General features: G+C 58.1%; 22 protein-coding genes. 9 read left to right on the top strand and 13 right to left on the bottom strand.

The features are described 5' to 3' along the window. Nucleotides 1-32: 32 nt before the first annotated feature. The gene (locus CVM73_RS18315; RefSeq protein WP_100233334.1) at nucleotides 33-1,373 is read right to left on the bottom strand and encodes an NtaA/DmoA family FMN-dependent monooxygenase; all 1,341 of its coding nucleotides are present in this window, start codon (nucleotides 1,371-1,373) and stop codon (nucleotides 33-35) included. 765 nt (nucleotides 1,374-2,138) lie between these two features. On the opposite strand from CVM73_RS18315, the gene CVM73_RS40985 reads away from it, so the two are divergent. After that, nucleotides 2,139-2,498, top strand: coding sequence for a hypothetical protein (locus CVM73_RS40985; protein WP_245452329.1), 360 nt, complete (start codon nucleotides 2,139-2,141; stop codon nucleotides 2,496-2,498). Nucleotides 2,499-3,625: 1,127 nt separating this feature from the next. On the opposite strand, the gene CVM73_RS18305 is transcribed toward CVM73_RS40985, so the two are convergent. Beyond that, on the bottom strand, nucleotides 3,626-4,147 hold the full coding sequence (locus CVM73_RS18305; RefSeq protein WP_245452328.1) for a VirK family protein: 522 nt from the start codon (nucleotides 4,145-4,147) through the stop codon (nucleotides 3,626-3,628). Between the two features lie 1,244 nt (nucleotides 4,148-5,391). Between CVM73_RS18305 and CVM73_RS40980 the strand changes: the two genes are divergently transcribed. From CVM73_RS40980 to CVM73_RS18280, 4 genes are all read left to right on the top strand, one after another. Then, a complete protein-coding gene (locus CVM73_RS40980) occupies nucleotides 5,392-5,739 on the top strand; it encodes a hypothetical protein (protein WP_245452327.1) in 348 nt (115 codons plus the stop codon). 2,036 nt (nucleotides 5,740-7,775) lie between these two features. After that, nucleotides 7,776-8,465: a response regulator gene (locus CVM73_RS18290; RefSeq protein WP_100233332.1), complete on the top strand. Its 690-nt coding sequence runs from the start codon at nucleotides 7,776-7,778 to the stop codon at nucleotides 8,463-8,465. A 27-nt stretch (nucleotides 8,466-8,492) separates the two neighbouring features. Continuing rightward, on the top strand, nucleotides 8,493-9,941 hold the full coding sequence (locus CVM73_RS18285) for a type II and III secretion system protein family protein (protein ID WP_100233331.1): 1,449 nt from the start codon (nucleotides 8,493-8,495) through the stop codon (nucleotides 9,939-9,941). Between the two features lie 10 nt (nucleotides 9,942-9,951). Next, complete coding sequence (locus CVM73_RS18280) at nucleotides 9,952-10,584, top strand: CpaD family pilus assembly lipoprotein (protein WP_100233330.1); 633 nt, start codon at nucleotides 9,952-9,954, stop codon at nucleotides 10,582-10,584. A gap of 196 nt (nucleotides 10,585-10,780) precedes the next feature. Here the strand turns inward: CVM73_RS18280 and CVM73_RS18275 are convergent, their stop codons facing one another. From CVM73_RS18275 to CVM73_RS39735, 11 genes are all read right to left on the bottom strand, one after another. Next, the gene (locus tag CVM73_RS18275) at nucleotides 10,781-11,818 is read right to left on the bottom strand and encodes an EscU/YscU/HrcU family type III secretion system export apparatus switch protein (protein WP_100233329.1); all 1,038 of its coding nucleotides are present in this window, start codon (nucleotides 11,816-11,818) and stop codon (nucleotides 10,781-10,783) included. Continuing rightward, nucleotides 11,815-12,630, bottom strand: coding sequence for a type III secretion system export apparatus subunit SctT (sctT, locus tag CVM73_RS18270; protein ID WP_100233328.1), 816 nt, complete (start codon nucleotides 12,628-12,630; stop codon nucleotides 11,815-11,817). Before sctT ends, CVM73_RS18275 begins: the two co-directional genes overlap by 4 nt. 697 nt (nucleotides 12,631-13,327) lie before the next feature. After that, on the bottom strand, nucleotides 13,328-13,603 hold the full coding sequence (locus tag CVM73_RS18265; RefSeq protein ID WP_027563378.1) for an EscS/YscS/HrcS family type III secretion system export apparatus protein: 276 nt from the start codon (nucleotides 13,601-13,603) through the stop codon (nucleotides 13,328-13,330). Between the two features lies 1 nt (nucleotide 13,604). Further along, complete coding sequence (sctR, locus tag CVM73_RS18260; protein WP_100233327.1) at nucleotides 13,605-14,270, bottom strand: type III secretion system export apparatus subunit SctR; 666 nt, start codon at nucleotides 14,268-14,270, stop codon at nucleotides 13,605-13,607. Next, a complete protein-coding gene (gene sctQ, locus CVM73_RS18255) occupies nucleotides 14,263-15,318 on the bottom strand; it encodes a type III secretion system cytoplasmic ring protein SctQ (RefSeq protein ID WP_100233326.1) in 1,056 nt (351 codons plus the stop codon). The genes sctR and sctQ overlap by 8 nt, the downstream gene beginning before the upstream one ends. Before the next feature lie 57 nt (nucleotides 15,319-15,375). Continuing rightward, nucleotides 15,376-15,912: a hypothetical protein gene (locus CVM73_RS18250; protein ID WP_100233325.1), complete on the bottom strand. Its 537-nt coding sequence runs from the start codon at nucleotides 15,910-15,912 to the stop codon at nucleotides 15,376-15,378. Further along, on the bottom strand, nucleotides 15,888-17,243 hold the full coding sequence (sctN, locus tag CVM73_RS18245; protein ID WP_100233324.1) for a type III secretion system ATPase SctN: 1,356 nt from the start codon (nucleotides 17,241-17,243) through the stop codon (nucleotides 15,888-15,890). Before sctN ends, CVM73_RS18250 begins: the two co-directional genes overlap by 25 nt. Next, nucleotides 17,240-17,863, bottom strand: a complete 624-nt coding sequence (sctL, locus tag CVM73_RS18240) for a type III secretion system stator protein SctL (protein ID WP_100233323.1) — start codon at nucleotides 17,861-17,863, stop codon at nucleotides 17,240-17,242. Before sctL ends, sctN begins: the two co-directional genes overlap by 4 nt. Beyond that, the gene (locus CVM73_RS18235; RefSeq protein WP_100233322.1) at nucleotides 17,860-18,480 is read right to left on the bottom strand and encodes a nodulation protein NolU; all 621 of its coding nucleotides are present in this window, start codon (nucleotides 18,478-18,480) and stop codon (nucleotides 17,860-17,862) included. The genes sctL and CVM73_RS18235 overlap by 4 nt, the downstream gene beginning before the upstream one ends. A gap of 21 nt (nucleotides 18,481-18,501) precedes the next feature. Next, the gene (gene sctJ / locus CVM73_RS18230) at nucleotides 18,502-19,365 is read right to left on the bottom strand and encodes a type III secretion system inner membrane ring lipoprotein SctJ (protein ID WP_167406912.1); all 864 of its coding nucleotides are present in this window, start codon (nucleotides 19,363-19,365) and stop codon (nucleotides 18,502-18,504) included. An 8-nt stretch (nucleotides 19,366-19,373) separates the two neighbouring features. Then, on the bottom strand, nucleotides 19,374-19,895 hold the full coding sequence (locus tag CVM73_RS39735; RefSeq protein ID WP_158237577.1) for a nodulation protein NolB: 522 nt from the start codon (nucleotides 19,893-19,895) through the stop codon (nucleotides 19,374-19,376). A gap of 189 nt (nucleotides 19,896-20,084) precedes the next feature. Here CVM73_RS39735 and CVM73_RS18220 point away from each other — a divergent pair, with 189 nt between their 5' ends. The 4 genes from CVM73_RS18220 to CVM73_RS18210 all read left to right on the top strand — a co-directional run bounded on the left by CVM73_RS18220 (nucleotide 20,085) and on the right by CVM73_RS18210 (nucleotide 25,504). Beyond that, complete coding sequence (locus CVM73_RS18220; RefSeq protein WP_100233321.1) at nucleotides 20,085-20,786, top strand: secretin N-terminal domain-containing protein; 702 nt, start codon at nucleotides 20,085-20,087, stop codon at nucleotides 20,784-20,786. Between the two features lie 1,483 nt (nucleotides 20,787-22,269). Then, complete coding sequence (locus tag CVM73_RS18215; protein WP_430641306.1) at nucleotides 22,270-24,069, top strand: HrpF/NolX family T3SS translocon protein; 1,800 nt, start codon at nucleotides 22,270-22,272, stop codon at nucleotides 24,067-24,069. An 833-nt stretch (nucleotides 24,070-24,902) separates the two neighbouring features. Next, nucleotides 24,903-25,199 carry a hypothetical protein gene (locus tag CVM73_RS39205; RefSeq protein WP_146006608.1) on the top strand — a complete coding sequence of 99 codons (297 nt, stop codon included), beginning with the start codon at nucleotides 24,903-24,905 and terminating at the stop codon, nucleotides 25,197-25,199. A gap of 71 nt (nucleotides 25,200-25,270) precedes the next feature. Continuing rightward, nucleotides 25,271-25,504, top strand: coding sequence for a nodulation protein NopA (locus tag CVM73_RS18210; RefSeq protein WP_100233319.1), 234 nt, complete (start codon nucleotides 25,271-25,273; stop codon nucleotides 25,502-25,504). The last annotated feature ends 104 nt before the right edge of the window (nucleotides 25,505-25,608 follow it).

Raw genomic sequence — 25,608 nt, 5'->3', positions numbered from 1 at the left:
CAGTCTCCAAATCATTTGATGTTGAGGAAGCGTCATAGCGGTGAGGTGGCTGTGGCTCGTGCCGGCTCGAAAGGAATGGAAAGCCCCAAATGCTCTCGCAGCGTCTGCCCCCCATATTCTTTGCGAAAGAGCCCGCGCTTCTGCAGGATGGGCACCACATTGTCGACAAACGCTGAAGTGCCATCTTTCAGCACGTCCGGAATGATGTTGAAACCATCAACCGCGCCAGCGCGGAACCATGCCTCAATCGAGTCCGCGATCTGCTCGGGTGCACCCACGAGCAACCGGTGGCCAAACGCTTGAACGCTGCTGATGATTTCGCGAACCGTCCGACCTTGACGCGCCAGAGTCTCAATCGTGCGATGGTGACCGACAGAAAACGGAACATCATCTGCAGTAGGCAAAACCTCCTCCGGGATTGGCTTTTCCAGGCTGAGCTTCTCGACCGCCACGCCCATGCTTCGTGCGAGAGCGATGATGGCGCGCTCCAGATCGAGCAGTCCGTCAAGGCTTTCCTTGCGACGAGCCGCTTCTTCCTCGGTGCCCCCGATACAGGTGACAAGGCCTGGCAGAATGAGCGGAGCCGCAGGGCGGCCGAATTGCCGAGAGAGCGCGCGCAAGCGCTCTGCCTCCTGTAGAGCCGTTGACAAGTCCCCTGCTGCCGCAAACACGACATCTGCACTGCGGGCGCCAAGCCGTAGTCCGGGATCCGAACCGCCCGCCTGAACGATGACTGGGTGGCCTTGGGGCGAAGCGGGGTGCGTAAGCGGGCCTCGGATGCCGAAACTATTGGTAGCGGGATCGAGCAGACGGAACTGACTCTGATCTGCGTAAACACCCGCTGCCTGATCGGCGATGACCATCTCGCCGCTCCAGCTCAGCCAGAGAGCACGGACCGTTTCAACGAAGTCCTCCGCACGCCTGTAGCGATCCGCTCGACCGACCTCGCGACCGCCGAAGTTTGCAACCGTCGCCGGACTCGACGTCGTGACCGCGTTCCACGCAACGCGGCCGCGGCTGATGACATCGAGGGATTGGAAGCGCCGGGCAAGATTGTATGGCTCGTTGTAGGTAGTCGACGCGGTCGCAATCAGGCCAATTCGCTCCGTTTCACGTGCAATCACAGCGAGAACCAGCGTCGGTTCGAGCCCATTAAGCGGCGGCTGGCGCGTAATGTCGGAACTTATCGCGGGGGTGTCGGCGAGGAATACAGCATCCAGCAAACCATGCTCCGCAATCTTCGCAGCGCGGACGTAGTGCTCGATGTCGAAAAAGGCGCTTGGATTTGTGCCCGGCCAGCGCCACGCGGCAGAATGACCACCGGCACCATGAAGATTTAAGCCAAGATGAAGCATGGAGTTACCCGAAGACATCACAGGCCCTCATGCGGCGGCCTCTGAGCCGTTTGGCGGACCTTCTGGACAAGTTGATCTCGGCAGCGAGCCTGCCTTTTCGCGCAAGCTCACCCTGAATGTGCCTCCGCATCCGATTTGAGGGATAGACAACAAACAGTTGGCTGATGCTAGAGCAATGCCACCAAAGAAGCTTTGGCTACGTCCTGTCATGTTGTCCAAGCGGGAGCCGCCGAGAAGAGCTTCGGCGACGCTGGCCGCCGATTGACGCCGACGTGCGTACAGCCCGCTTCCAGCGCCCAATTGATTCCACACGAGTACACTCACATCGGCTCTCCAGAATTCATCAAGTAGCCAGCTCCTTTTCAGGAAGGTGTTTTGGATGCCCATTCGCCGATCGAAACATTTGGACTCCCGACCGGGCAAGAAAGGATCAAGCTAGAAGGATCTGTAGAGGTCGAGAGCATGCAAACGCAATAGTTGAGTATTTCAATCTACTATCGTCCGTTGGCATCCTCTTCTATTGCGATGCCTAATGGTCTCTGATCGGGCTCACCGAAGCACGCGCTGCCTGATTGCAGCGGCTTCAACTGGGCAGCGGCGGCTCGAAGCGAATGACATGAATTGATGCGTTCGAGAACACAGAGAGATTTGGCGCGACATTGTTGATCACCCGCTTGCTGCCCCGTTGCAAAGCGACATCCGATCAATAAGGCCGCGCCAAGCCAACCATCCAATAATGCGATGAAACATTCCAGATTCTCGATGCCTTGTTAAAGGCAACGCTTGGGAGCTGAACTCTCTTCTGCACCACCCGAGAGCTTTGATGCCTCTTTCGCCGTTCCCGAGGATTTCTCCCATGGCACCCAGGCCGCGCTGAATATGATGCGCTCCAGGCTCAGCCGCTGGGGTCTGTTGCCGGATGCAGCACAGCGGGTAAAGACCTACGACATTCACGGTGAACGCTATACGGCCGTGCTAGGACCGCGTGGGCGCAATGATGTTCAACTCATACATCTGCGGTCTCCTGCTATCGCCGATACGTTTGATGTTTCGTTCGCCGTGCCCATGGATTTTTATCATGGCCCCCAGTTGCCCCCCCGAAATGTTGCTTTCCACGTTGGGCAAGTGGGACTTCTTGCCTAATGGAGAACATCCGGTCATGAACTATGAGATTGGCGGGGATCGCTACACGGCCGTGTTGGGACCGAGAGGATCCGACGACGTCCAACTCATTCATCACCCGAGGCTCGCTTTGCCGGGTGAAGCTGCGCTTGTAACGCCGACGGCTCCCCCGCATGCCTACGGCGGCCTTGCACCTGGCTTTAATCCGCTCTCCTCGTTCGTGCGAAAGGACGCTCCTTTGGCGCTGGTGTCAAACATTCCACTGCCGTCTGCCGCACCGGGATCGGGCCATCAGCCGTCCCCGCAAGTGCCTGAACTCGGAGAGTTGTTGGGCGACGACTGGAGGCACGGCCCCAAGAGGCTTCGCCTGTCGTGATCGATATGCTTCAAAACCTGGGCTTTCTGCCGAGCCAAGAGGTCCCAATGACCCGTTTTCTGATCCACAGTCAGCCCTACACGGCCGAAAGCCTACCCGGAGGCCGCGTCCTTCTCTTCCATCGGCCGCAATTTGGCTGAACGAGGTGCTCGTCGGCACCTCGGGCAGCTGTTCAAGCTGGCGAAACCACGTCGATCGTTTGCTTTCAGAGAGTTTAGAACTGAGTCCGACCGACAATTTTAGCGGCGAGCAAACCCCCGGCCGCCAGTCCCAGCATGATCTTAAGCGGGATGGTTCAATCCGATATGGCCGCATTCGGCAGCACGGAGGTTTCAGGTGAAAGGATCCGAAAAGACGCGGGATGCAAGACACGAGCGCATCCTGGTGGCCGAGGGACGAGCGTCATCAACACGGGCTCGCGGCTTGACGGGATGGAAGTAATGTCATCACAAGCGCGGACGGCGTGCGGACGTACCTTGGCGAGCCAATCTGGAGCGTTCAACTGAGAGGCCTTGCTCCAACCCATACACGATAGCCTGAACCGCCGATCTTCCAATCACTGAGATCGAATCGAGATCGACGGCCCTCGTAAGTTGCCTTGATCGAACTGCAGCAAGTTCGTGCAACTCGATGCCTCTTCCGACGAAAAGACGGCCAGAAACACTCTGGCCGTTCCTGGCGATCGAAACGATCCGTGTCATGGCTTGCGAAGGTGTCCACACGATTAAAGTATCAAGCCTTCGAAGCGCATTCCCCTGTCCTGTGCTCTTCGTTACCAGATGAACTTTGCGCCATCCGGCAGTTCGCAGATGAATTCGCCCTGGTACACGAGTTCGGTGGTCCCGACGACCAGCTTCGAGGCTCGCACCGTCAGCTTGCCTTCGCGGCTGAGGCTATGGCGGATGTACTCGGTCACGGCATGTCCGGAGCTGTCGACCGTTTGGTGCGCATTGGAGAAGCTGATGCCGTTCTGGGCGGTCACCCTGAAGGCATTGATGACCAGACCGGCCTGCGTCGCCGACGCAGGCTTGCCAGCCTCCGCAGTGGTACAGCGGCTCATGTCCAGTATGAGCTTCACATTCTTCCCGGCCTGCAGGGCATTGAGCACCTCGGTGTATTTCGGCGAAGGCTCATCGGCTCTCGCCAGCGCGCTCACGCTTGCGGTCGAAAGCAAGGACAACAGGATCGTCACTCCTATGCCAGTAAACTTCATATGCTCTTCTCCCTCGATAAGTACCACAGATCTCGTTTTTAAAACGTCGTGCTCGCAAACCGTTTGGCTGATTTCAGACATCAAGCGCGCTCGCGCCTGCGACAAAAACATCCTGTCGCAGCCAGGCGCAAGTAGTTGTGATGGCTATTCCGACATCACGACCTCGTATGTCAGGTTTGCGGAAGTGGCTTAGCCTCGCGCGACGTCGACTAGAACGATCTGATCGAGCGTCTGCCGCTTGGAAACCACAAACGGCAACCGATCTCACTCCTCCATCGCAGGCCCAACGACCGAGAGCATGCAGTTCTCACATCTGCTGCATGAGCAGACGATCTCCGAAAGAACACTCCGACCAGCCGCATGCGCCAGCTTGTCCATCTTGATATGTGCTAGGACTGTCTGGCCTGGACGACGGGTCCGCAATGAAGTGGTGGAGCGAACCTGACGCGGCGGTCGGATCAAGCTCCGTCAAGGCGCCCGATCTCGGCCTAGTCGAAACAGCAATACCAGAAGACACAAGGCGGCACCGACAATTGATCCGTTGCTTTGGGCGGCTTCCGCCAGCTGACCGCTCGCCTCACTGACTGACCCTATTCGGCATCCCTCAAAAGGCTAAACCTAAATGGCTTCCTTCCTGGTCCGTCAGCTTCTCGAAAGAAGCACCTGCAACAATCTACGCCGACAGCCGGCACTCGAAGGGAGAGAGAGAAATGAGTGTTGATCCGCGGAATGCCGCAGACACTCCCTTTGAGGTTCACGACGCGCTGCAGCACTCGCACAGTGTCGACTGGCAATCGGACGAGCTTAACGCACAGACCGGCGCACCGGCACACAGTTCAGAAGATCAAGAAAGCTTTGAGCAGCAGCTGAATGACTTGGATCTAAACGACTCATGTTCGGTCTACCCGACCTCGGATTCAGTCTCCTTAGAGGCAAATCACGCGGTTTCCACGTCGTCGTCTGCGCCAAACGAGGTGAGCCGGAAATTAGTCGCTATCCAGTCTCATCATTGTCAGCGCACGCACTCAGCTTGCCGCATTGACAGGCGCCACTCTTGAAGCGCTTCGGAACGAGATCGACCTTGCCGAGAAACAAACAGCACATTGATCATCGGCGACCGCAGCTCCTGTCGATCGGGACCGCCTATTCGACGAGGTGGTGGGGTCGTCATATGTCACACTGCGGCGTTTTCAGAATGAGGGCAATGATTGCAAGCCACGCATGGAAGAAAACACGAGCGCAATACCGCATGTCCGCACCACGGCTCGGGATCATTCTTCCGTTGGAGATCCTCTGGAGCGGTATCCTATGGACCGAGCTGGCATATGCGCGCCAAGACAACAGCATTCCCCTTCGTATCGTTGGTCGAGGATCCGGCAAAACTCGCCGTTTCTCGCGATCCTTGGGCGAGAGCGATCGCCAACAATGCGGACGCGCTGCACACCTACACGGTACCGAAGCCAACTGTCTGGACCACCGACGGCGTGCTGAGTAGCATTGGGCTTGGAATGAATGCCGAAGATCAGGACAACATCGATGAGGACGTCGATTTGATGTGCTCACTGGGCAGAACGCCAGCCCGAGAAACCGATCGCCTGTTCCTGGGCGGCAATTTGGAAAGCTACCGGACCGCTAGCGAAGCAAATCCCTATAACCGCGAGAGCAATGAGTAGATCGTCTGTCGACTGCGCCATTTGGCAGGTTCGTTGGCATTCGAGCAGGAAGAACTGGAAAACAGCGCACCAGCTCCGCCTCACGCATAACAGCTTGAGCATAATGGCGGGGTGACGGATGGCCCGATCAATGCGCCGATCGAGCGGTACAGCGGTTGAGAGCTGCGCCGGAAGATACACCGCCGACGGACGCGGGGACGCCGGACCATCCTCTCTCCCCTGCGCGCTTGTTGGAGCATCCTGGCGCCTTGGCTGCGTTGTGACATCGCCCGGCATCAATTTGTTAGCTGCCACCACGGTTGGCCGGCGAGGTAAGCCGCTGAACGCTGCCCGCCTTAGCTAGCCCGGCCTGACATTAACCGCGCGGCCAACCAACAGGTATTTCGGTGGCGATCCTATCAGGTATTCACTGGTCCGCAGCAAGCGGCGCTGTTGCAGTACGGCCGATCCGCCACCTGGATGTGTTCCATCAAAACAATCGATTTTGCCGAGCACGCCTAAGAGCCCCATAGTCGATCGCAATGTATGGAGGCCGCATTTGACGTCTGGCAATCGATTCTCTCCTCAGTCCCTTGCCGAACAACTTGGCTCGCGCGATCGGCCGTCTGCATCTCGGACGTTAGCTCCTATCGTCACATGGACGCATCCCGCGCCTCGCCACGGTCTTCCCGCTAAATTGCCACGTATGAGGCGGATCGGATCGCCCGATTCTAGGGTCATGGCTTACCCAAAGCTTAGTAAGAACGACTGCCTCTTCGCGCACTTCAAAGGGTTTCTGGCGCTACGCTCAATTGGACGGACAAATGCTCACGACGTTGGACAGAGCGAGACCGACTGCCACGCGCAGGTCAACGGCATGGCCGAACTGTGTCGCCGTTGCCTCACAACGATTTTGAATTTGAGGGCACCGCTACAAGGAGCCTTTAAAGGCACTTGAATCTCCCGCAGCGTCAGATTGTAGGATTTCCGACAGTCTCGCGACAGAATCCGCTCGCGTGAACTGTTCCTGACAGGTAGCAACAATTGCGAACGTCTCAAAACCTCCATGCTCAGCCGATCCGCCTCGCCACACTACTCGACTGCTCCCCTTCAGAGCTTACGTCGCTTATCTGCTCTGTGAGCGCAGGACGCAGCGTCCTTCTCGCAGCCAGACCAGGATCCAGCGCGCGAGAACAACGCGGGCAATCGCTATTTCGCCTATGCCGACCACAGGCCGAGTCCAAGCTTGAGATTAGATCATTCCTGCGCCGTTCACTCTGTCTGACGAAACGGAGGCGGCGTAACCAGCTGAGACAATGCCAGACAGCAACGCCGGACTCAATCTGCCCTTCGTTCGCACCATTCGCTCGACCGCGGCGGAGAACGTCTCCGGAGCGACCGAACTTCGGGACAGTTGACATCGTGCTTGGCTATCACCGGCTAGCGAGAGGATGTCTATCCCGCAGATGGGCGTGTTGATCGTTTCGTCGCATGTTGGCCTTTTCCAGCCATTGGCCGATGCATAGTGCGTGCCTTCAAACGCGGAAAAATTGCGTTGTCGTGACTTGACGACACTACGGGCTCAACAGCCTTGCAGGACTGACCGCGGTCAAGGCGAACTTGGGGAGTTTCCAATGTCGGTTTCGCAAGTCTGTTCGGCGGCAAATACAGCCGCTCTCGCCTGCGCTTTCGTTTCGTTCGGGCGGTTTGGCGCGATCGCTACTGCAGGCGCTCGTGTAGTGCATGCAGGCACGGCTATGCTCGGCCTACAGATGCATCAGCGCGCGGCCAGGCCTCTCGGCTTCGTGAGAGCTTGCAGAGCTCTGGCCGGCGTAAGGGAAATTTTGAAACGCGCCCGCCCGCACAGGCGATCCGCCGCAGGCCGCCGCCTATCCGATGACGATGGACGCTCAGACATGGGTCGCCCGCCACCAACGTCTTGCGTGTCGTTTACAATTTTTCGAATTCACGCCAAAGCGGCAGCCTCTGGGTTCCGCCGAATCTCATGGTCGGCGTGACACGCTCAAGTCCTGCCGAGGACGGACGAGAGGAGATGAATGCGAATTCTCTTGGTTGATCATCATGCGGACTTTGCCCGCGACGTGAAGGAAGCGCTCTTAAATTGTGGCTTCGCCGTCGACGTGACCCGCACGCTGGATGAGGCGGCGGCCGCGCTCGATTGCGCGAACTACCACATGGTCCTGCTCGAATCGGCTTTGCCCGATGGAGACGGATTGGACTGGCTGAAGCAGTTGCGGCGCGAGGGACGATCAATGCCGGCTATGATGATGAGCGGTCTCAATGATCTTAGCCGGCGGATTGCGATCTTCAATGCGGGCGCGGATGATTTTCTGCCCAAGCCCGTGTCTATCGACGAACTCATTGCCCGCATGCGAGCCATTTTGCGACGGTCAACGCAAATGATGGCGCCGGTTGTGACATTCGGGAATCTGCATTTCGATCCGATCGCAAGACAAGTCTCGATCGGTGGTCGAATACTGAGAATTGCGCGCCGCGAAGTGTGCATTCTTGAACATCTGCTCAACCGCGCGGGCCGTACCGTGCCGCGCGCATCGCTCGAAGATAGCTTGTATGCATTTGACGATGAGGTCTCGACCAACGCGCTGGAAGTCGGAATTTATCGCTTACGCACGCACTTGAGCCAAGCGGGCGCAACGCTGAGGATCAAGACCGCGCGTGGTGTCGGTTACACCCTCGAACTCATCGGCGCAGCATCGGCTGCCTAGCCGATCGAACTTGAAAGCAGCACTCCCTTGAACGTGGCTAACAATGACGCCGGCGAGCCGCCGATGATCGCCAGCGGCTCGCTCTATGCCGTTTTTCCCCGCCTCAGGTACGTCCTGTGCGCACTCGCTCTGCTATTTCCGCTTGCTGTCACAGCTCAGACAAGGCGCGATAGCAAAGGGGAACCGCCACGTGCGGCGCCTGGTAGCACCACGGGCACGATCAACCTTACCTCCTCACAGGGCAAGACAGTTCATCTGACCGGGCCGGCTGCGAGCATTTTTATAGCCGACCCGGCGATTGCGGATTATCAGGCGCCATCGAACACCACGATTTTCGTGTTTGGCAAAAAGGCCGGACGGACGAGCCTGTTTGCCCTGAACGACAACGGAGAGGCTCTCGCCGAGCTACGTGTTGTCGTCACCCAACCGATCGAGGATCTGCGGGCAGCGCTTAAGGCCGAGGTCGGCGACTATCCAATTCAGGTCAGTTATACCCCGCGCGGCGCGATCCTTAGCGGTACGGCGCCTAATGCCGACGTCGTCGAGACCGCCAGGAAGGTCACTGAGCAGTTTCTTGGCGCGGGCGCGCTGGTTGTCAACAAGATCCAGGTCGCCGGCTCATTGCAGGTGAATCTCAGCGTACGGGTGGCAGAAGTCTCCCGCAGCGCCGTCAAGGATCTCAACATCAACTTCACGGCCTCGAGCCCAAACGGCGCTTTCCTTGTGACCGGCAAAGGCGGTGGGTCCGGCGCGGCCGGCGGCGGCGGCACGATCGGGATTGGGTTTAGCGCCGGCAATACCAACCTGAGCGCTGTTCTCGACGCTCTCGCGAGCGAGCACCTCGCCTCAATCCTGGCTGAGCCGAATCTAACGGCCATGTCCGGCGAAGCCGCAAGCTTCCTCGCCGGCGGCGAATTCCCCATTCCGGTGATGCAGGACAACCGGCAGGTTTCCGTCCAATTTCGCCAGTTCGGCGTGAGCCTCGAGTTCGTTCCGACGGTTCTCAACAATAATCAAATCAATGTCCGTGTGAAGCCCGAAGTCAGCGAATTGTCGAGCGAAGGCGAAGTCAAAATCAATGGCATGGCGGTCCCTGCCCTCTCGACTCGGCGGGCGAGCACGGTGGTCGAGCTCGCCAGCGGTCAGAGCTTTGCAATCGGCGGCCTCATCAGGCGCAACTTCAACACTGATATCGGCGAGTTTCCCTGGCTCGGCGATGTGCCGATCCTGGGCGCGCTTTTTCGCTCCTCATCGTTTCAAAAACGTGAAACCGAGTTGGTCATTATTGTCACGCCCTACATCGTGCGGCCCGTACCGAATCCGAACCGGATGAGTGCGCCGAGCGACCGCATCTCACCGCCCTCAGATGCGGGGCGGATTTTGACGAACACGGTTGCACGGCCGCCGCGAGAGCGCAATGCGCCCCGCGCCAGCGCACCAGGATTGACCGGCAGCGCCGGCTTTATTATCGAATAAGGATCGCCAAATGACTTTGGGACATCTGTGCTATCCGATCGTTATTGGAGCAACATTGGGGGGCTGCGCAAATACTGCCTCGATCCAGCCCGCGCCGGCTGACCAAGAGATCCAGGTCGAGCAGAAGAGTAGCGTGCTGTTCCTGCAGAGCCTTCGTGGCCCCGAACGGCATCGGCTGCGAAGCTTTATTGCAGCGACGAGTCGCGGCCGGCGGGATGCCCTCCATGTGGGTGTCATCGGCCCACCCAGACTCATTGCACAGGTGGCCCACGAGGCTCGCGCCATGGGCGTTGCCACCTACAACATCCGCCTGTCCGCTTCTCGTGTGGATTTGCCGGCTCGTTCCGGGGTGAGGATCGAAGCGATCACTTTCGAAGCCCATCCTCGGGTCTGCCCCTCGCTCTCCATCGTCGGTCCTACAGTGAACGACAATTCGTTCAATCCAACCCTTGGCTGCTCAGTCCGGAATAACCTTGCGGTCATGGTCAATGAACCTGGCGACTTATTAGGCAATGGCGCTGTCATGCCGACCAGTGGTGATCGTGCAGTGCTTCCCATCACCGCACGTGGGGCCACGTCGGCGGGCAACAGGAGCAATTTGGAGGATGAAACGCATAACAGGGTTGCGCCAGAGACCCAATAAGCGGCTCGTAAGACCCCAGCAGCATGAACGTCGGTTGGTCATTCTTGTCCATATCAGTCTTGGAATCGGCCGACGAGCCTCCTGGAATCCAATCTTTGCTCGATCCTTTTCTTGGGATCGTGCAGCTTGCAGATCAGGTTTTGGGACAGTTGGGTCGTTGACCAGAGATTTGAGCGCATCGCTGTTTTGTACGACGCTAAACTAGGCCGGCGGCAAAGACTGCCTTTGCAACCCTCTCGAAACACTCCATCGGAACGGCCTTGCCCATCGCACCTTTTCGGATCAGCTGACGCGCCAACACATGATCCTCGACAATGCTCAGACCTTGGGCACGCGCCTGCGCCAGTAACTGTGAAGCCGTTTCGCCCTCGCCGCGGCACACCAGTACCGGGACGCCGGTCTCGCCCCGAACGTAGCGCAGTCCAATCAATGTCGCTCGCCCCGTCAGTATCACTGTCGCCCGATGGATGCCGAGCGGAGACTCGTTCGCCGACTCCCGGCGGAGCCTGCGGTGTTCACCCTTGATCTGCGGATTACCATCCTGTTCCTTGGACTCGCGCTTGGCTTCGCTCTGTGTCATGCGCATGTCGCGCAAGAACAACCAACGCTGAATGAGCAGATCGGCCAAGCCGCCAATCAGAAGAGCGCCGGCAGCAATCGCGATCAGCACTTTGAGCTCTTTAAAGACAAGACCAAAGCAGCTCAAATCGCACACGGGCAAGTATACCAGTGCCCTCCAACTTGCGAGCACAGTGAAAACGAACGTAGCGCCAAGAAACAAAACTTTGACGATAGACTTTCCAAGCTCGACAACCGACCGCTGGGAGACAATCCGCTTCAGCCCTTTGACGGGGTCCAATTTTTCAAAGCTGGGTTTAAGCGGCTCAACCGAAATCGTCAGCCCGCCGCCGGCCAAGACACCGGCCAGAATCGCCGCGACAACCGCCGCACCTACGATGGGAGCCGCGGCTGTTATAGAAAGGTCCATCAATCCGACCAACGCCTGCCGGGCCGCACTGTTGAACGGCTGTTCCTGCAGCTTGTCGGTGAGCCGCACGGCTTCGCGCCATCCGTCTTCGATCGGGCCCGCCCTGAAGCACAGGCAGCCGAAACCAGCGCAAAGGCTTGCCGCGGTCACAAAGTCGGCGCTCCGCGGGCTCTGCCCTTTCTTACGCGCGTCCCTCAGCTTCTTGTGACTTGGTGGAAGGTTTTTCTCTTCGCTCGTGTCGTTCATTTCAAGAACTTCTCGAGCCACTCCAGCACGCCGTTGAACCGAATGATCTCTGCTCCCATATATTCGATCAGGAAGACGGCGTAGCTGACCATAATGATGCCAAAGGCGGCATTCTTGATGGTCGGAGAGAGATCGCTCAGCTTGATTTGCGGCGCAAAGCGCCCGAGCAGCATGAGGGATACGTCGATCAGAAGCAGCAGAGCCAGCACGGGGCCGGCAACCACGAGGGTCGTATGCATGATATGGTCGAGAAGCCCGATAAACTCCATTGCCCCGTGGTGAGTCAGGGGCGGTAGCAGCCGATACACGGGCCAGATCAGATAACTTCCATAGAGGCATCTGACCATGGTCTGCAGACCTCCTGATACAACGAAGATCGTAACCGCGGCAGTCCCGAGAAAGAGCCCCATCGGGGCGGTTTGACTGCGTGTGGCAGGATCGTCCACCTGGCTGGAGATGCCGCGCTGGGTGTCAATGATGTCACCAATGGCCTGGATGCTCCAAAGTGGTATACTAAGCAGAAAACCGAACAGCAGGCCGATAAATATCTCCTTCAAACCGAGGAGCGAGACCGCAACCATACGGGTGCCCGGATCTAGTGTCTGCAAGCCGTTCCTGATCTGCATCAAGCAAGGCAATCCAATCACAACCGTCACGCTTGCGCGGATAATCCCGCCAATGTGCGGTCGCGTGAATACCGGAAGAACCAGCATAATGCCGAGGGCCCGGGCCGCGCCAAGTCCGGCCGCAACGACGAACTCGACAGCAGTCTGAATCAGATTTTGCGTCTCGCTGGGTGACAAGGCATCCATTTGAGCTCAGTTCGTCGTTCCTTCAGCCAATGCAACCGTCGCACTCACGTCGCCATGATGTGAGACGTCAAGAACTCTGCAGATCTCGCGTCCCGCGCGGTTGCAGAGCGACAGGCCTCCCACAAGGCAGACGACTTCGGCTTCAACCATCCATATGACTACAGCCATCCGGCGCAGAAGTATGACCATTCGATGAGAGCACCGGCGAAATCGCGCGCGGCCTACAAGCCACGCTTCTTCTGCTCTCACCGGCCGCAGCGCGATTTGGAGACCTGGGGGCCTCAAAGGTTTCATCAATTTCGCAGTCTATGGAGATCTGTCACGAGCGGTACCTTCATTCGCAGGCTCATTCACCAGAATGCCAGAATCGTGGGGCCGCTTGCAATCAAAGCGGTTGCCCGTTCACTTGCGTCGACAATTCGCCAGGCTGTGCATCGAGGACCAGTTCTCAGCAGGTAATTCCATCACATCGTAAGCAAACCTGAATCGAACGGATAGAAATTCCAAATGGGGTCATTCGTCCTCCGAATACGGCAGGCTCATAGAGCCGAACAGGACAGTTCGGATGTCTATCCGTCTCATAATAGTGAGGCGAGCTTTCGATAAGATGACGAACTCGCTCTTTTTTGGTTCGCAATGAAGGCTAACCAACGCGACGCTATAGCTGAAACTTAGACAGGCCTGCGTTCTGCGTGCACTAATACCTCGCTGTGAGCGCAGGGAACTCAGTGAAGATACGCTGGGCTTGCTCGATCAGCGGCGCGCTCAGCACCGGAGCAAACAGAACGAGCACGGCGACGACGACGAGGAGCTTCACGGTAAGCGGCAAGGTTTGATCCTGGAGCTGGGTTGCTGCCTGCACGATGCCAATACCCAATCCGGCCACGAGGGCTGCCAGGAGCGGCGGTAGAACCCAGATCATGAACAGGACCAATGATCGGCTCAGGTGGGTGAGGATGCTGGCCTCGTCCATCTTACCCCCCCGGCGATGCGTAGCTTAAGACCAATCCGTGCATGAGCCGCGACCAGCCGTCGATTGTGACGAACAGAAAGAGCTTGAAAGGAACGGATATCATTGTTGGTGATACCATTGACATGCCCATGGCCATCAGAATTGTCGTCACAATCAGGTCGATCGTGATGAACGGAAGATAGAGAAGGAAACCGATTTCAAACGCACGCTTAAGCTCCGAGATCAAAAAAGACGGCACGAGGATCGCAAAATCATCGGCTGTTGCGTTGGCGCGCATCTCCTCCGACCAGATATGTTCCGTCGACGAGAGGAAGAACGTGCGCTGCTCCTCAGTGGTGAACTTTTTGAGATGGGCGCGCAGCGGCTCGCTACCTTCCTTGGCGGCGGTCAACCAGTCATCGGCGGTTTGGTAACGAAGTTGCGTATCGGTCACGCGGTTGTAGGTTTGCTCGAATACTGGGGCGCCTATGAACACGGTAAGGATCAATGCAGCACCATACAGAACGATGTTCGGTGGTATGGATTGAGTGCCGAGCGCGTTGCGGATCAGGAAGAGAACGACGGAAACCTTGATGAACGCCGTTGTTGTGACAACTGCGAACGCCAGCAGGCCGAGACCGGCGGTCGCCGCAACAAGCGCAAGGATGCTCGGTTGAATGTCACCCATTGACCGCCAACTTGCTAAGTAACCGGATGCCCAACGCTTCACCGACACGTATGATGTCGCCGCGGCCGATTAATTGACCATTGGCGACAATGTCGACCGGACCGTCCAGCTGCCGGCCAAGCTCGAACACGTGCCCCTCGTTGATGCTTCTCAACGTACCCAGCGGGATGGGCCAGCGGCCGCATTCGAACACAAGCGTGATCTCAACGCTGTCGATGTCGGCTTCCGAGGGCGGGATTGCTTGCTCCGCTTGGGATCGTATCGTCATATTTGCATACCTTAGAGGATGGGACTGCAGGCGGAATGGTCCCCGAAGGATAAGTCTGTCGCCCGCGACCTGCGCTGGCGCCCACAACTTGTCCGCAGCGAGGATGAGCTGGCCATAGGCAAATGGAATGACGTCGGGCAGCAGTGCGTCGCCGGGCTGTGCTTGACGAAGAAGCCTGACGGGCGCCCGCAGCGAGCCGATCTCTCTCGCAATCACGACCGGCAATTCCGAAGAAATCTTGCCTAAGTCTCGCGGTAATTGGCCGATCAACTCGCCTAACAGACGAAACGCAGACGGAACCAGACCGTCAAGTGGCGCGAACAAGAACAGGCGGGCCTTGGCCGCCACCGGCCCGAAAGTAACGTCGAACTCCAAATAGGGGTCTTTGGCCGTTGCGTCTTCGACGCGGATCAGCTGCAAATTCCGCGCGAGCACGATCTCTAATGCAGCGAGCCAAGGTTCCAGTGCAAGTTCGAGAAGGAGCGAGCGGGTTGGGTCGGAAGGTAAAGTAAGGCCATACTGGACCGTTGAAATCAGTGCCTCGACGAGAAGGCGGGGCAAGGACAACACAGCGGTCTCGCCTTCGGCGCAAAATACGCAGTCGAGCACCGATGTGGCGTATGGCTCGGCCTGCCAAACAAGCCGGCTCATACGGATCGATAGCGGCTTATCGCCGATGCGGCTCTGCAGAACCGTGCGCGGTGCGGCGGTCTCGTTGAGCCAGGAGACCACTTCATGCGACAGCTTTACCGCTGGCTGAAATAGTGCGGGGTCACCCATGGCATTTATCGAGAGGTTCCGCGGGCGCAGCTCGCGACGTGATAAGAGAACCAGCCATTAGTTCGAGCCATCGACCGTCTGGCTGCGCGAACCACCCCGATATCGGAGCAAAACCTCATCGTCGGCATCGATTTCGGCTGCAAACTCCGAACGGACAGCGGTAGTGCGCTGGACATCGCCCTGAATCTCCTGCCATTTCTGGCTCGCCGCCGAACGCTTGGCCCATATGGTCCGCGCCTCATTCACCGCCCGCTGGGCCTGCTCATGCGCGATGCGCGCCTGCTCACGCGCCTGGCGTGCCGATTCGATCTCTGCTGCCAGCCGCCCAAGGACGAGTTGACAGCGACGATCGAGCTCGGTCACGGACATCATCTCGAGCGACGCCAGCTCCTGATAAAGTTCAGCTTCGGCCTTGGCGCGACGATTCTCCGCGCCTTTAAGATTCTCAGACGCTCGCTGCAGCGCTGCGACCGCAATTTGGCGCCTGGCTTCCATGTTCGACAATTCACGAAGCGCGCTTCGCTCTCTCATGTCCTTTACCAGCCGCAATTTCGACGCTTGCACGAGATTCAGGCCGTCAGACGCGACATCCATGAAACGGTCTCCTCAAAGCTAGACGGCTCGTCCTGTCCCTGGCGCAAGAATGCGCGCAGTTCCTCGATTGACTCGATTGACCGATCAGTCAGTGGATCGTTGCCCGGCTTGTATTCACCGACCTTGATCAGGAACTCAGCCTCATTGTAGCGCGAGAGCAGATCGCGAAAAACGGAAGCCGCCTTGCGATGTGGACCAGAGGCGACCGCATCCATGACACGACTTCGGCTCGACAGCACGTCGATGGCGGGAAAATGCTCTCGCGAGGCCAGCGCGCGCGAAAGAATGATATGACCATCGAGAATGCCGCGCGACTCTTCGGCGATCGGATCGCCCGTGCCGTCACCTTCGACAAGCACGGTATAGAATGCCGTGATCGAGCCCCGCTCACCCATACCCGCACGCTCCAACAGACCAGGCAGCAGCGCAAAGACGGAAGGAGGAAAGCCGCGCCGGGTAGGAGGTTCTCCTGCGGCAAGGCCGATTTCGCGCATCGCACGGCTAAAGCGCGTCAGCGAATCCATCATCAGAACGACCTGCAGCCCTTGATCACGAAAATACTCGGCGAGTGCGGTCGCCATATGAGCGCATTGCGCCCGCTCCATTGCCGATCGATCGGATGTCTCAACGACAACGATCGTGCGAGCGAGGGCATCTCCAATATGACGTTCGATGAATTCACGCACCTCGCGTCCACGCTCTCCTATGAGCGCAACCACGGTGACATCTGCGGCCGCGCCTTTTACAATTTGCGCCATCAGCGTCGACTTACCGCAACCGGCATCTCCATAGATTCCGATCCGCTGACCTTCGCCACACGTCAGAAGTCCATCCAGCACGCGAACGCCGAGCGGGAACGGCTGCTCGATGTCACGCCGCCTCATCGGGTTGGGCGCCTTGCCGCGGAGCGGACACGTGTGGACCGTCTTTATCGGCCCCTTGCCATCGAGTGGACGGCCGAAGCTATCGATCACGCGGCCGAGCAGGTCGGGCCCGACTGACACCTCCTGCATGCGCCCGGTCGGGAGCACTTCCGCGCGGTGGGACAAGCCTACCATATCGCCAATGGGCGTCAGCAACACCCCGTCCGGCAGCAAACCAATGACTTCCGCCTCAAGTGACCATCCGGAAGCGTGATCCTGCAATAGGCAAAGTTCTCCAACACGGGCCCCTGGCAACACGGCATGGAGCAAGGTGCCGATCGCACGCGTGATCCGCCCCCGCACGGCACGCGTATCGACATCCTTTGCTGCGAGTCTTAGAGATGCTATCGCCGCATGCACATCTCCTTCTCCGGCCGATTGATCATGGCCTGATCGTTGCGTCGTCACGGAGCGCTTTCCTGAGAAGATGGGTTAAGGCTGAGACGCAATGTGCGGAGCTGCGCGGCAAGTCCTAAATCGACACTGCCGAACTCACTCCACAGAACGCACTGGTCAGGCCCCACGGCCGGGTCCGGATCAATTCTGACTTTCGGCCGACTATCCGTTCCATCGAACGCCACGAATTCATGCCTTAGTGCATCAGCATTCACAGGAGACACGTGAAGGCATACTTCTGCGCTGCCATATCTTTGCTCGATGGCGTGACGAACGGTCCTTACCAACATCTCACCCGGATCAAAGGAGCCCAACAAATCGGTCAATATCTCAATCACGAGCTGTGGCAACTCCCGTTGCAGAACGGCTTTTCGCCGGGCCACATCGGAAGCAGCTCGGGCGACCAGCTGTGCCATTTCGTCCGAGCCTGACCTAAGACCTTCGCAATGGCCGCGCTCCCGCTCCTGCTGATAGGCTTTTCTTGCCCAACTGCGAACCTGCCGCAGATACCGCTCGGCTAGCGCGCGCGTCTGCACCGCATTGTACCAGATACCGAGTTCCGCGGCTGGTATGAGCGGACCAAGCGGCCGTATCCGCGGGCTATCTGGCAAGACTGTTTCGTTGGCCGTCATACCGCTGGCTCCTCCGTGGCCAAGTGCGCCACCACCAAAGACAGTAACTGACCCGCTGAATTGTGGTGTTCGGCTGCTGGGGATTCCGCGGTGGTCCCCACAGGTAAGCGAAAAAGAACGCGCACACGGTCAAGCTCTGTTGCGTCCTTGAGCCAAGCACCAAGGCAGGCACATCCGTCATGTTCAATCTGGTTCGCGAGCTTCTGCGGATCGTCAATCGATGTGGTTGCGACGGCGCTGGATAAGTGTCGGATTGCGAAAGCATGAGCTTCGGCACCAATATTTTCGATCAGAATCGCTACATCGTGCTTTGACACAAGCTTGAGCACCGAACGCGCATGCCAGATACTGCCGGCGAGCAGGGCCGCCCGACGCGGATCATGCCCGAGCAGAACGTCCTTACCCCAGTCGGTTCCGTTCGAGACCAGCTCACTGCCCATTAGCAATTCGACCAGTCTTTGCTGCAGTCTCGGAGACTTCCGCAACTGCAGCACTGTGGCGGCCGACAGGAGCCCATCAAGATGGCCGGCAAACCGGCCGGGATGAATCAAAGCGGCAAGCTCGCGCACGCGATCGGGATGCGGGTTGAGTGAATGATTTGGATCAGTGGATGCCATCGATACGGACCTGCTTGCCGCCTATTTCGGATCGGAGGACAGTTTTTTGCCGGCGGACTGGACCGCTGGCTTGCTGGCACCTCTGCCGAGATTTGTCACTTTGCGCCAGGATTGACGAAGCTGTCGCCCACGTGTGCTCAGCAGTACGTAAGATAGAATGCCCAACGCGGCGAGCACACCTCCTGCACCGATCGCAATGTGAGTTGCGACGAATTTGGTTGGTTCTGCGGAAGCTGCCGCAGGCACAACGGAGGCCTCATGCTGAGCTCGCTCAACCGGCACGAACACGACCGTCACCTTGTCGTACGATAGACCTTCGATGCTATTGGCGACGAGCATCTTGATCTGCGGCAGCAAGGCTGAGAGCTTCGCGTTGGAGGCGTGTCGAATGAAAACGGACGCCGAGGACGGTGTTGCATCCTGTCGCAAAAGATCATTCTTCGGCAGAACGACATGAACACGGGCGGAGAGAACCCCATCGATATCGTTGATCGTGCGCGACAATTCTTCACTGAGAGCGTAGACGTAGCGGGCTCGCTCCTCAACCGGAGAGGCAACGAGGCCCGCCCCCTTGAACACCTCACCAAGGCTCTTGAAGGATTGGCGCGGCAAGCCATGGTCATTCAGCACCTCGATTGAGTAGGCGAGCTGCCTTTCTTCCACCTGAATTGTGCTGGTCCCATCCTTACCGACGACACGGATGGCATCGACGCCCTTGCTCAGGAGCAGCCCAAGCATCTCGTTGGCTTCACGCTCCTGAACTTTGGTATACAGATCAGCTTTGCAACCGGCGAGGGTCAGCGAAAGCAGCAACAGGACGAGAGCATCAAGCCGCTTTCTTGCGGGCCGGCCATTACCGATCTTGTCTTTCGTCAAGACAGCCAACGGCCCACTCAGCCCGCCGATAGAAGCTTATTCAGGGATGAACTGACAGCACCTGTCCCCTTGGAGATGAGCGAAACCTGGATGACGCCGTTGTAAACATCCCGCAGATTCGTCAGCGCCGAGTCGAAATGATCCGCACCCTCCGGTTTGCCCACTGGATGTACCTCCACTTGCTGCACACGCAAGACCGGTTGCGCGGCCGGCCCAAGCTGCAGATTCTTGGTAGGATCAGGCTCGCCGACGAGCGCCGGCGAAACTGCACCCGACGGAAATGGTTTGCCCTGGTGAATAGCAGAAATGCTCTGAAGGACGCGATCGCCTAGCGGGCTCGCCGGCGCCACTGCGCGCTGCACTTCCGGCAGCGATGGAGCTGGCGCGTGCTCGGTCACAGAAGAGGCGACACCTTGGTTCGAGGCCGCCTGCGCAAGACTCTCGCCAAACTGAGCGTGTGCCGGCGAACAGCCGTTGGAGGCACACTCGACGGAGTTGGCAGAGATCGACGTAACGCCAAACAGCATGGAGGAAATCATTTCTGTCACGTGGTGAGATGAGCCGTTCGTTCACACGAAGGGCCGCACCTTGGAGAAGCAAGCTGACCAAAAACTGACGAGCATCTGTCATCTAATGATCACGGGTAGCTTCCAATCTGGAACGAAGCATCGGCTTCCACATTTTGGGACGAATTCCGGTGCTTGTTCTCAAGTGCAAAAATAGCTGGAATGCTCATCCCATCCACAAGGCTCCACATCTTGACGAAAGTTCTCTACGCTGGTGTTTTCATTTGCTTTGGCGTCGTTGAGGCGCTCGGCGCTCCCCTGGCGCTGCCATCGACGCCTTATAGTTACACAGTTCTGGATCAGGACCTCGGGGCCGCACTGCAGGAATTCGGCAACAACCTAAAGATCAGGGTCAATGTCAGCACCGGGGTGAAGGGGCGGATTCGCGGGCGAATGCCGGATCTCCCACCGCGAGAGTTCCTCGAACGGTTGATTAATCTCTACAATCTTCAATGGTACTACGATGGGCTGGTGCTCTACGTATCCGATGCGCATGAGGCGCAAAGCCGCCTTTTGGTCTTGAGTCCAATCAGCTTTGATGCGTTCAAGGCGGCACTCGATGCGCTCAACATCTCCGACGAGCGTTACATCGTGAGACCCGTACCGGGAGATGGCCTCGTCTTCGCCTCCGGTCCACCCCGCTTTGTCGCGCTTGTGGAGCAAACAGTAAAAGGGCTTGCGGCGGAGGCACAGGCACGGCGAAGCCCGAGCGGTACCGAAAAGCCGCCGCACGAGTCGGTTTTGATGCTGTTTCGGGGATCCTCCAGCGTGGTCATTCGAGAAGGACGACCGAACGATGCTCCTTCGCCGGAGGCACCACATCAAGACGGCGTGGTTCACACACCTGATGCAGGTAAGAAATGACCTGATGGCAATGGATGGCCTGGAAGAGATGCAATGCGTCTGCTTATGCCCTCTGTCAGCTTTTCGAAAGCTACTGCTGCATTTTCAGAGCGCGGATGTGTAGATGGCCGATGCCGCAGGGTGGCGCAATAAACGTCCAAACCGGAGCCACTGATGCGAACCAGAATTCTAGCCAGCAGCATCGGTGAGCGTGCTTTGCCACTTTAGCGCCTCATGCGAGCTTTTGAACAACTGCATGAAGTCCGTCATGCAAATGAGCTTCGTCGCATAAGAATGAAAGCCACTCCGTTGTCCAAAAGGAGGAACAGGATGGACTTCGACGCGCTAAGCCGGGCGGACAACAGCCCAGCGTCCCACTCGTCCTCATCGCCCGCCGGTCCAAGGGAGTTTGAGCGTGAACTAATGGCATTGCATGAAATACCCGAATACAGCCAGGGCCTAATTGGGCAGGAACTCGGAGGCAGCATCGCGTGTCGAGCCATCATTGAGCGGCGGCGAGCGGTCCAATTCCCAACAGCCGATCGCTCAACACCGCGCGGACGCCTCCGATCTCGGAGTTTGGCAAGATCTTGAGCCTTGGTTCATGCGGGCCGGGTCACCTCACGCTGGACCGTCTCAAGCCGGGCCCACATTGCACGCAGGGGTTGCTCCGCCGGAAATTGGAGATTTCGCCATGGCGAACGGTCGTCGCGCCAAGGACGACTGGGTCTTCACTGGCCAAACAGCTACGCCCGCTCAGATCGAAATGCTAAGAAGCTGCGATCTCAAACCTACCAGGGGTGTCCGGACAACAACGTTCACCATCCTGGGTGTGCCTCACACGGCGGAATGGCGAGAAGAAGGTGTTATTCGTCTCAAACCGTCGCTGGACCCTTGCCTTTGACCCGTAGGTTCGAGCGAACACTCGCCAATCGGCTAAGCATGATGACATGAAGAATGCGGAGTGCAGCTGAGCTTCGATCCGCTCGGGGCAATAGGGTCCGCACAACACCGTCGGACTCTTTCGAGCATCTAAGCAAGCGCCAACACTCTCGTTGGGCGCAGGCGCGAGGTCGCTACGCGTGGGTGATTTCACCATAGGATGCTGCAGAGACCTGCGACGTTGTTTCACGAATCAGCGCACGTGACCATCTGCAGAGCGGCAGACACGGCCTCGCTAATCGACCTAGTTGGCCCGGAGGCGAGCGATCGAGCATAACAAGCAAGCCGATTCCGATATCGAGAACCCATCACCGCCTCGCACACCATCATTGCGCGTCTCGTTGTGAAACCTCTGGGCGCCGTCAGCTTTTGGAAAGCTAATCGAACCTACCATGTGGCGTGAATATCTAGACGGCGATGTGCCTATAGATTGTAGCGGAACCGAGCGCTGGGGGCGCACTGAGCAATCGGAAGCGAGTGTTTCTTGCTCGTTGTTCGTCGCGATTCTCGGGCTGCGCCACATGACCGGCTTGTGGTGCGATCTCAAATCAGAGGACGTATAATGTCAGTCAACAACCTATCGCTAACCGCCAGCTCGAGTTTGTCCGGTCTGGCCCCCGGACCCTCATCGGCGCGGGATCTTTCAAACTTCGAGGCGATGCTGGCTAGTTTCTCGTTGAAAGACAATGCCGATGACCGTTCCACTCCACAGGATCCGCCGGCTGCAGACTCGGTCAAGCAGCTGACGGAGGAACTCACGCAGGAGGTGCGGAACATCCTTCCGCCGGAGATCAAGGCCGCACTGGACGCATGTCAGCAGGCCCCAGAAACATCCTCCGCGGAGTCCTCCTCCGCTGCGAGCGCCCCGAAGATTGCAGAGGCACCCGTACAAAGCTCCAGGATCACGTGGAACAGCGGCACACTGACTGATGCCGAGCTGGAGATTGTGTCGGTGCTGAACCGACACAAAGACAAATGCCCGCTGGATTGGAAATCTCTTGGAGATTTGGCCAACGATCCCTCCACACCGCCGGATCTAAAGGCGGCGATCGAGGCGTTGCAACAGGACCCAGAGCTCTTCTATGCGATAGGCTCGCAAGGTGACGGCCGCTGCGGCGGGAAGATCAAAGCAGGTGATCTCTCCGGCTTCTCCGATCACCACCCTCAGGTTGCTGCTTTCCAGGAGCAGCGGGCAGAGAGCTATACGCAAAACTACATCCCTTCCGACGGCACCCGGAATGGCGAGCCATCGGTTATGACCCAGACCGATGCATTGCGCGAGCTCTATCGCTATGCCGACAACCTGCCTAAGAACCTGAGCCTTGCGGATTTCAAGCGGATCGTCGACGGCGAAGCTAAAACCGGCAAATGCCCGCCACAGGTCCTCGCGGCCGCTCAATACTTCCTCGACCACCCGGATGAATGGAAGCAGTTGTACGGTGGCTCGATAGACAAGGTCCACAAAGAGGACTTCCTGCAGGTTGCTTCATCATCGATCAATCTCACGCAAGCCGAGCTCGATACGCTCAATACGATCAGCAAGAACAAAAACGCTTTCTTCGGAAAGGGTGACCTGACCCGGGAAAAGCTGGCGAGCATGGTCGATGATAAGAGCCTCGCGCCTGAGGTGCGAAAGGCGGCCTCCCAGCTGCTCTCCGATCCTGTGTTGTTCGGGTTGATGAACAACGCGATTACGGGCTACAAAACCCACCACAAGTTCTTCGACTTCGGTGGTGGCCATACGGTCGATTCCGGCAACATCAGCAACAGCGACTTCAACCAGTTCTTCAACAACATGTCGGGTGCGAACCGCACCGTTCACCAAGTGAAGACGCATGCCGTCCGAACGCCTGCCGAGCAGGACGCTGTCGCGGACATGACGATGGGCATGGCAGACCAGCCCGACATCAAGTCTCCCAAAAAGAACGGTGGCGCCTTCATGCACGCACTTAATGACGTGCTCAAAGTTGGCTCTAAGGTATTCGACTGGGCCGCGACGGCAGTCGGTGTACTTGGCTTGATTCCAGGCTTGGGTGAATTGGCCGATCTGGCGTCGATGGTGCTCGAAGCCGAGGCGCAAGCCGCAAATCTTCTTCATACTGCCATCAGTGGTGGCAACATAAAGCAAGCGCTGGAAGAAGCCGGGCTGAGCCTTGCGGCACAGGCGGTGGGCTGCATCGCCGGACCTGAGGTCAAATTAGCAATGCGAGAAGGCTTGGTGAAGCAGGCAATTCAAGAAGCCGCGACGGCCGGCATCAACCTGCCTGTTTCGGTGGCCCAGTCCTACGCGGAGGATTATCTGAATAACCTAAAGGCTCGCATCGAATCCGAGCGCTTGCAAGCCGCAGGCGCTAACGCCTAGGCGGAGCGACGCTATCTTCTCAGGATCACGCTGGAAACGGTAATGAGCTTGCGCGGCCTCCGCGCGGTTGGGCCTCTCTGCCGAGCAGTAGGTCGCGCGAAGCTCTACCAGCATACTTGAGACCGCCCCCGAATCCGAGGAACTTATTTCGGCTCTTCACTGCGTACAAGCTATGCTGGCCGCACTCGAGACCGCGATGCATTAACACTACGCGACAGTCGGCCGCAGCCGCGGAGCCTGCCGATTGCGCAAGGATCGAGAGCACATTGGTCCAGAGCGGTAGAAGGCCGAAGGGCTCTTTCTCGACTGGCGGGCTTCTGCTCGGTCTCCCTGAAAGTAGGTCGCGATTGACGGATCTGCTATGGGCCCGCCAGGACCGAGGGACCGCTCTTGGCCGCTGAATCGGCCGTCACTCTGGCTTTCCGCCTCGCTCCGACCAGGTCAAGCTCCATGCCGCTTCGCCTGACTGCAAGCAAATTGTCAACAGAGCTCGGAGGCATCGCAAGGGACGTGAGCCCGAGATTACAGCATGTCGGCCTCAAAACGTTTTTGTTAGTGGTGGCTTTGGTATTCCGCTATTGAAGCTTTCGAAACGATGAGCAACGTGCTCACCCGATCAAGCTTCACAAACGATTGTTGGTCTTAACCATCTGATCTCCAGCTTTCGCGGGCAACTTGTTCAAATACGGTCGGCTGGTGAAGACGTATAATGACGATCGACCATCAGCTCATTGCATTTCTACGACTCGTCAGCTTGTCGAAAGCTAATACTTGCATAGTGGAGAGCGGAAACTGCCTCCATTGGCACGATCGAATTGACATAGGAGAACCCGATGCGCGTTACGAGCTCTAGCGCCGCTGGGCACGTTGATGCTGACCTCCATGCGGCTGGCGGCAAAAGCGGCGGCAAAAAAGGATCTCAGAAGCCTGGCGAGCGCGACGATCATGCCCGATCGCCTGATGCAAACATTCCCGTAAACGGCGGCGCGTCCACTCCGGGTGGCAACTCGCACGAAGCCGCTATGCAGCAAGCGTTCAGCGCCGCTTTGGGAGCCGCTGCTCTCCAAGTTGCGAATAGTGCAATGAGCCATTTCGACGATGTCATGGCCGAGACAGAGGAGGATTCCTGACGTCGCATGTTGCGACGTTAGGAAATAGGAGCCGCACGTCGCGGCGAAATTCGAGCACACAGGAGAATAGTATGTCTAAAAATGTTGGTGCGTCTCATACCTCGACTGCAGGTGGAGCAGCCGGCACCGCTACTGCTGCAGCCGCTTCCACCGCTGCTGAAGCTGCTGGAGAGGCGGCATTCCAACGGCAAATCGCCGCCCTGACTTTGACCAGCACAAAGGCTGCTGAGAGGGATGTGGAACTTCGCGTCGTCTCGACCGAGCTCTCGACCGTCAAGAAAGCGGCCGATGAGCGGGTGCAGTAAGGGATGAGATGGGGCGACGTCGCCGCCCCACTTTCACCGGCTGCTTAGTCTGTGAAGTCGCACGGGCCGTACGGTTTTGCCGTACGGTTCCTTTCGCTGTTCAG

The sequence above is a fragment of the Bradyrhizobium forestalis genome, assembly GCF_002795245.1.
Lineage (GTDB): Bacteria > Pseudomonadota > Alphaproteobacteria > Rhizobiales > Xanthobacteraceae > Bradyrhizobium > Bradyrhizobium forestalis.
The sequence above is the reverse complement of the archived record's forward strand: the minus strand, read 5'-3'. Positions and strand labels throughout refer to the sequence as shown.

Bases quoted from the DNA above. Each gene is read 5' to 3' on its own strand.
- sctQ (WP_100233326.1), bottom strand. From the start codon at position 15,318: ATGGGTGACCCCGCACTATTTCAGCCAGCGGTAAAGCTGTCGCATGAA.
- sctR (WP_100233327.1), bottom strand. From the start codon at position 14,270: ATGGGTGACATTCAACCGAGCATCCTTGCGCTTGTTGCGGCGACCGCC.
- sctL (WP_100233323.1), bottom strand. From the start codon at position 17,863: ATGACGGCCAACGAAACAGTCTTGCCAGATAGCCCGCGGATACGGCCG.
- CVM73_RS18210 (WP_100233319.1), top strand. From the start codon at position 25,271: ATGTCTAAAAATGTTGGTGCGTCTCATACCTCGACTGCAGGTGGAGCA.
- CVM73_RS18290 (WP_100233332.1), top strand. From the start codon at position 7,776: ATGCGAATTCTCTTGGTTGATCATCATGCGGACTTTGCCCGCGACGTG.
- CVM73_RS39205 (WP_146006608.1), top strand. From the start codon at position 24,903: ATGCGCGTTACGAGCTCTAGCGCCGCTGGGCACGTTGATGCTGACCTC.
- CVM73_RS18315 (WP_100233334.1), bottom strand. From the start codon at position 1,373: ATGTCTTCGGGTAACTCCATGCTTCATCTTGGCTTAAATCTTCATGGT.
- CVM73_RS18250 (WP_100233325.1), bottom strand. From the start codon at position 15,912: ATGGATGTCGCGTCTGACGGCCTGAATCTCGTGCAAGCGTCGAAATTG.
- CVM73_RS40980 (WP_245452327.1), top strand. From the start codon at position 5,392: ATGCGCGCCAAGACAACAGCATTCCCCTTCGTATCGTTGGTCGAGGAT.
- CVM73_RS18280 (WP_100233330.1), top strand. From the start codon at position 9,952: ATGACTTTGGGACATCTGTGCTATCCGATCGTTATTGGAGCAACATTG.
- CVM73_RS39735 (WP_158237577.1), bottom strand. From the start codon at position 19,895: ATGATTTCCTCCATGCTGTTTGGCGTTACGTCGATCTCTGCCAACTCC.
- CVM73_RS18275 (WP_100233329.1), bottom strand. From the start codon at position 11,818: ATGAACGACACGAGCGAAGAGAAAAACCTTCCACCAAGTCACAAGAAG.
- CVM73_RS18305 (WP_245452328.1), bottom strand. From the start codon at position 4,147: ATGTCTGAAATCAGCCAAACGGTTTGCGAGCACGACGTTTTAAAAACG.
- CVM73_RS18215 (WP_430641306.1), top strand. From the start codon at position 22,270: ATGTCAGTCAACAACCTATCGCTAACCGCCAGCTCGAGTTTGTCCGGT.
- CVM73_RS18220 (WP_100233321.1), top strand. From the start codon at position 20,085: ATGCTCATCCCATCCACAAGGCTCCACATCTTGACGAAAGTTCTCTAC.
- CVM73_RS18265 (WP_027563378.1), bottom strand. From the start codon at position 13,603: ATGGACGAGGCCAGCATCCTCACCCACCTGAGCCGATCATTGGTCCTG.
- CVM73_RS18235 (WP_100233322.1), bottom strand. From the start codon at position 18,480: ATGGCATCCACTGATCCAAATCATTCACTCAACCCGCATCCCGATCGC.
- sctT (WP_100233328.1), bottom strand. From the start codon at position 12,630: ATGGATGCCTTGTCACCCAGCGAGACGCAAAATCTGATTCAGACTGCT.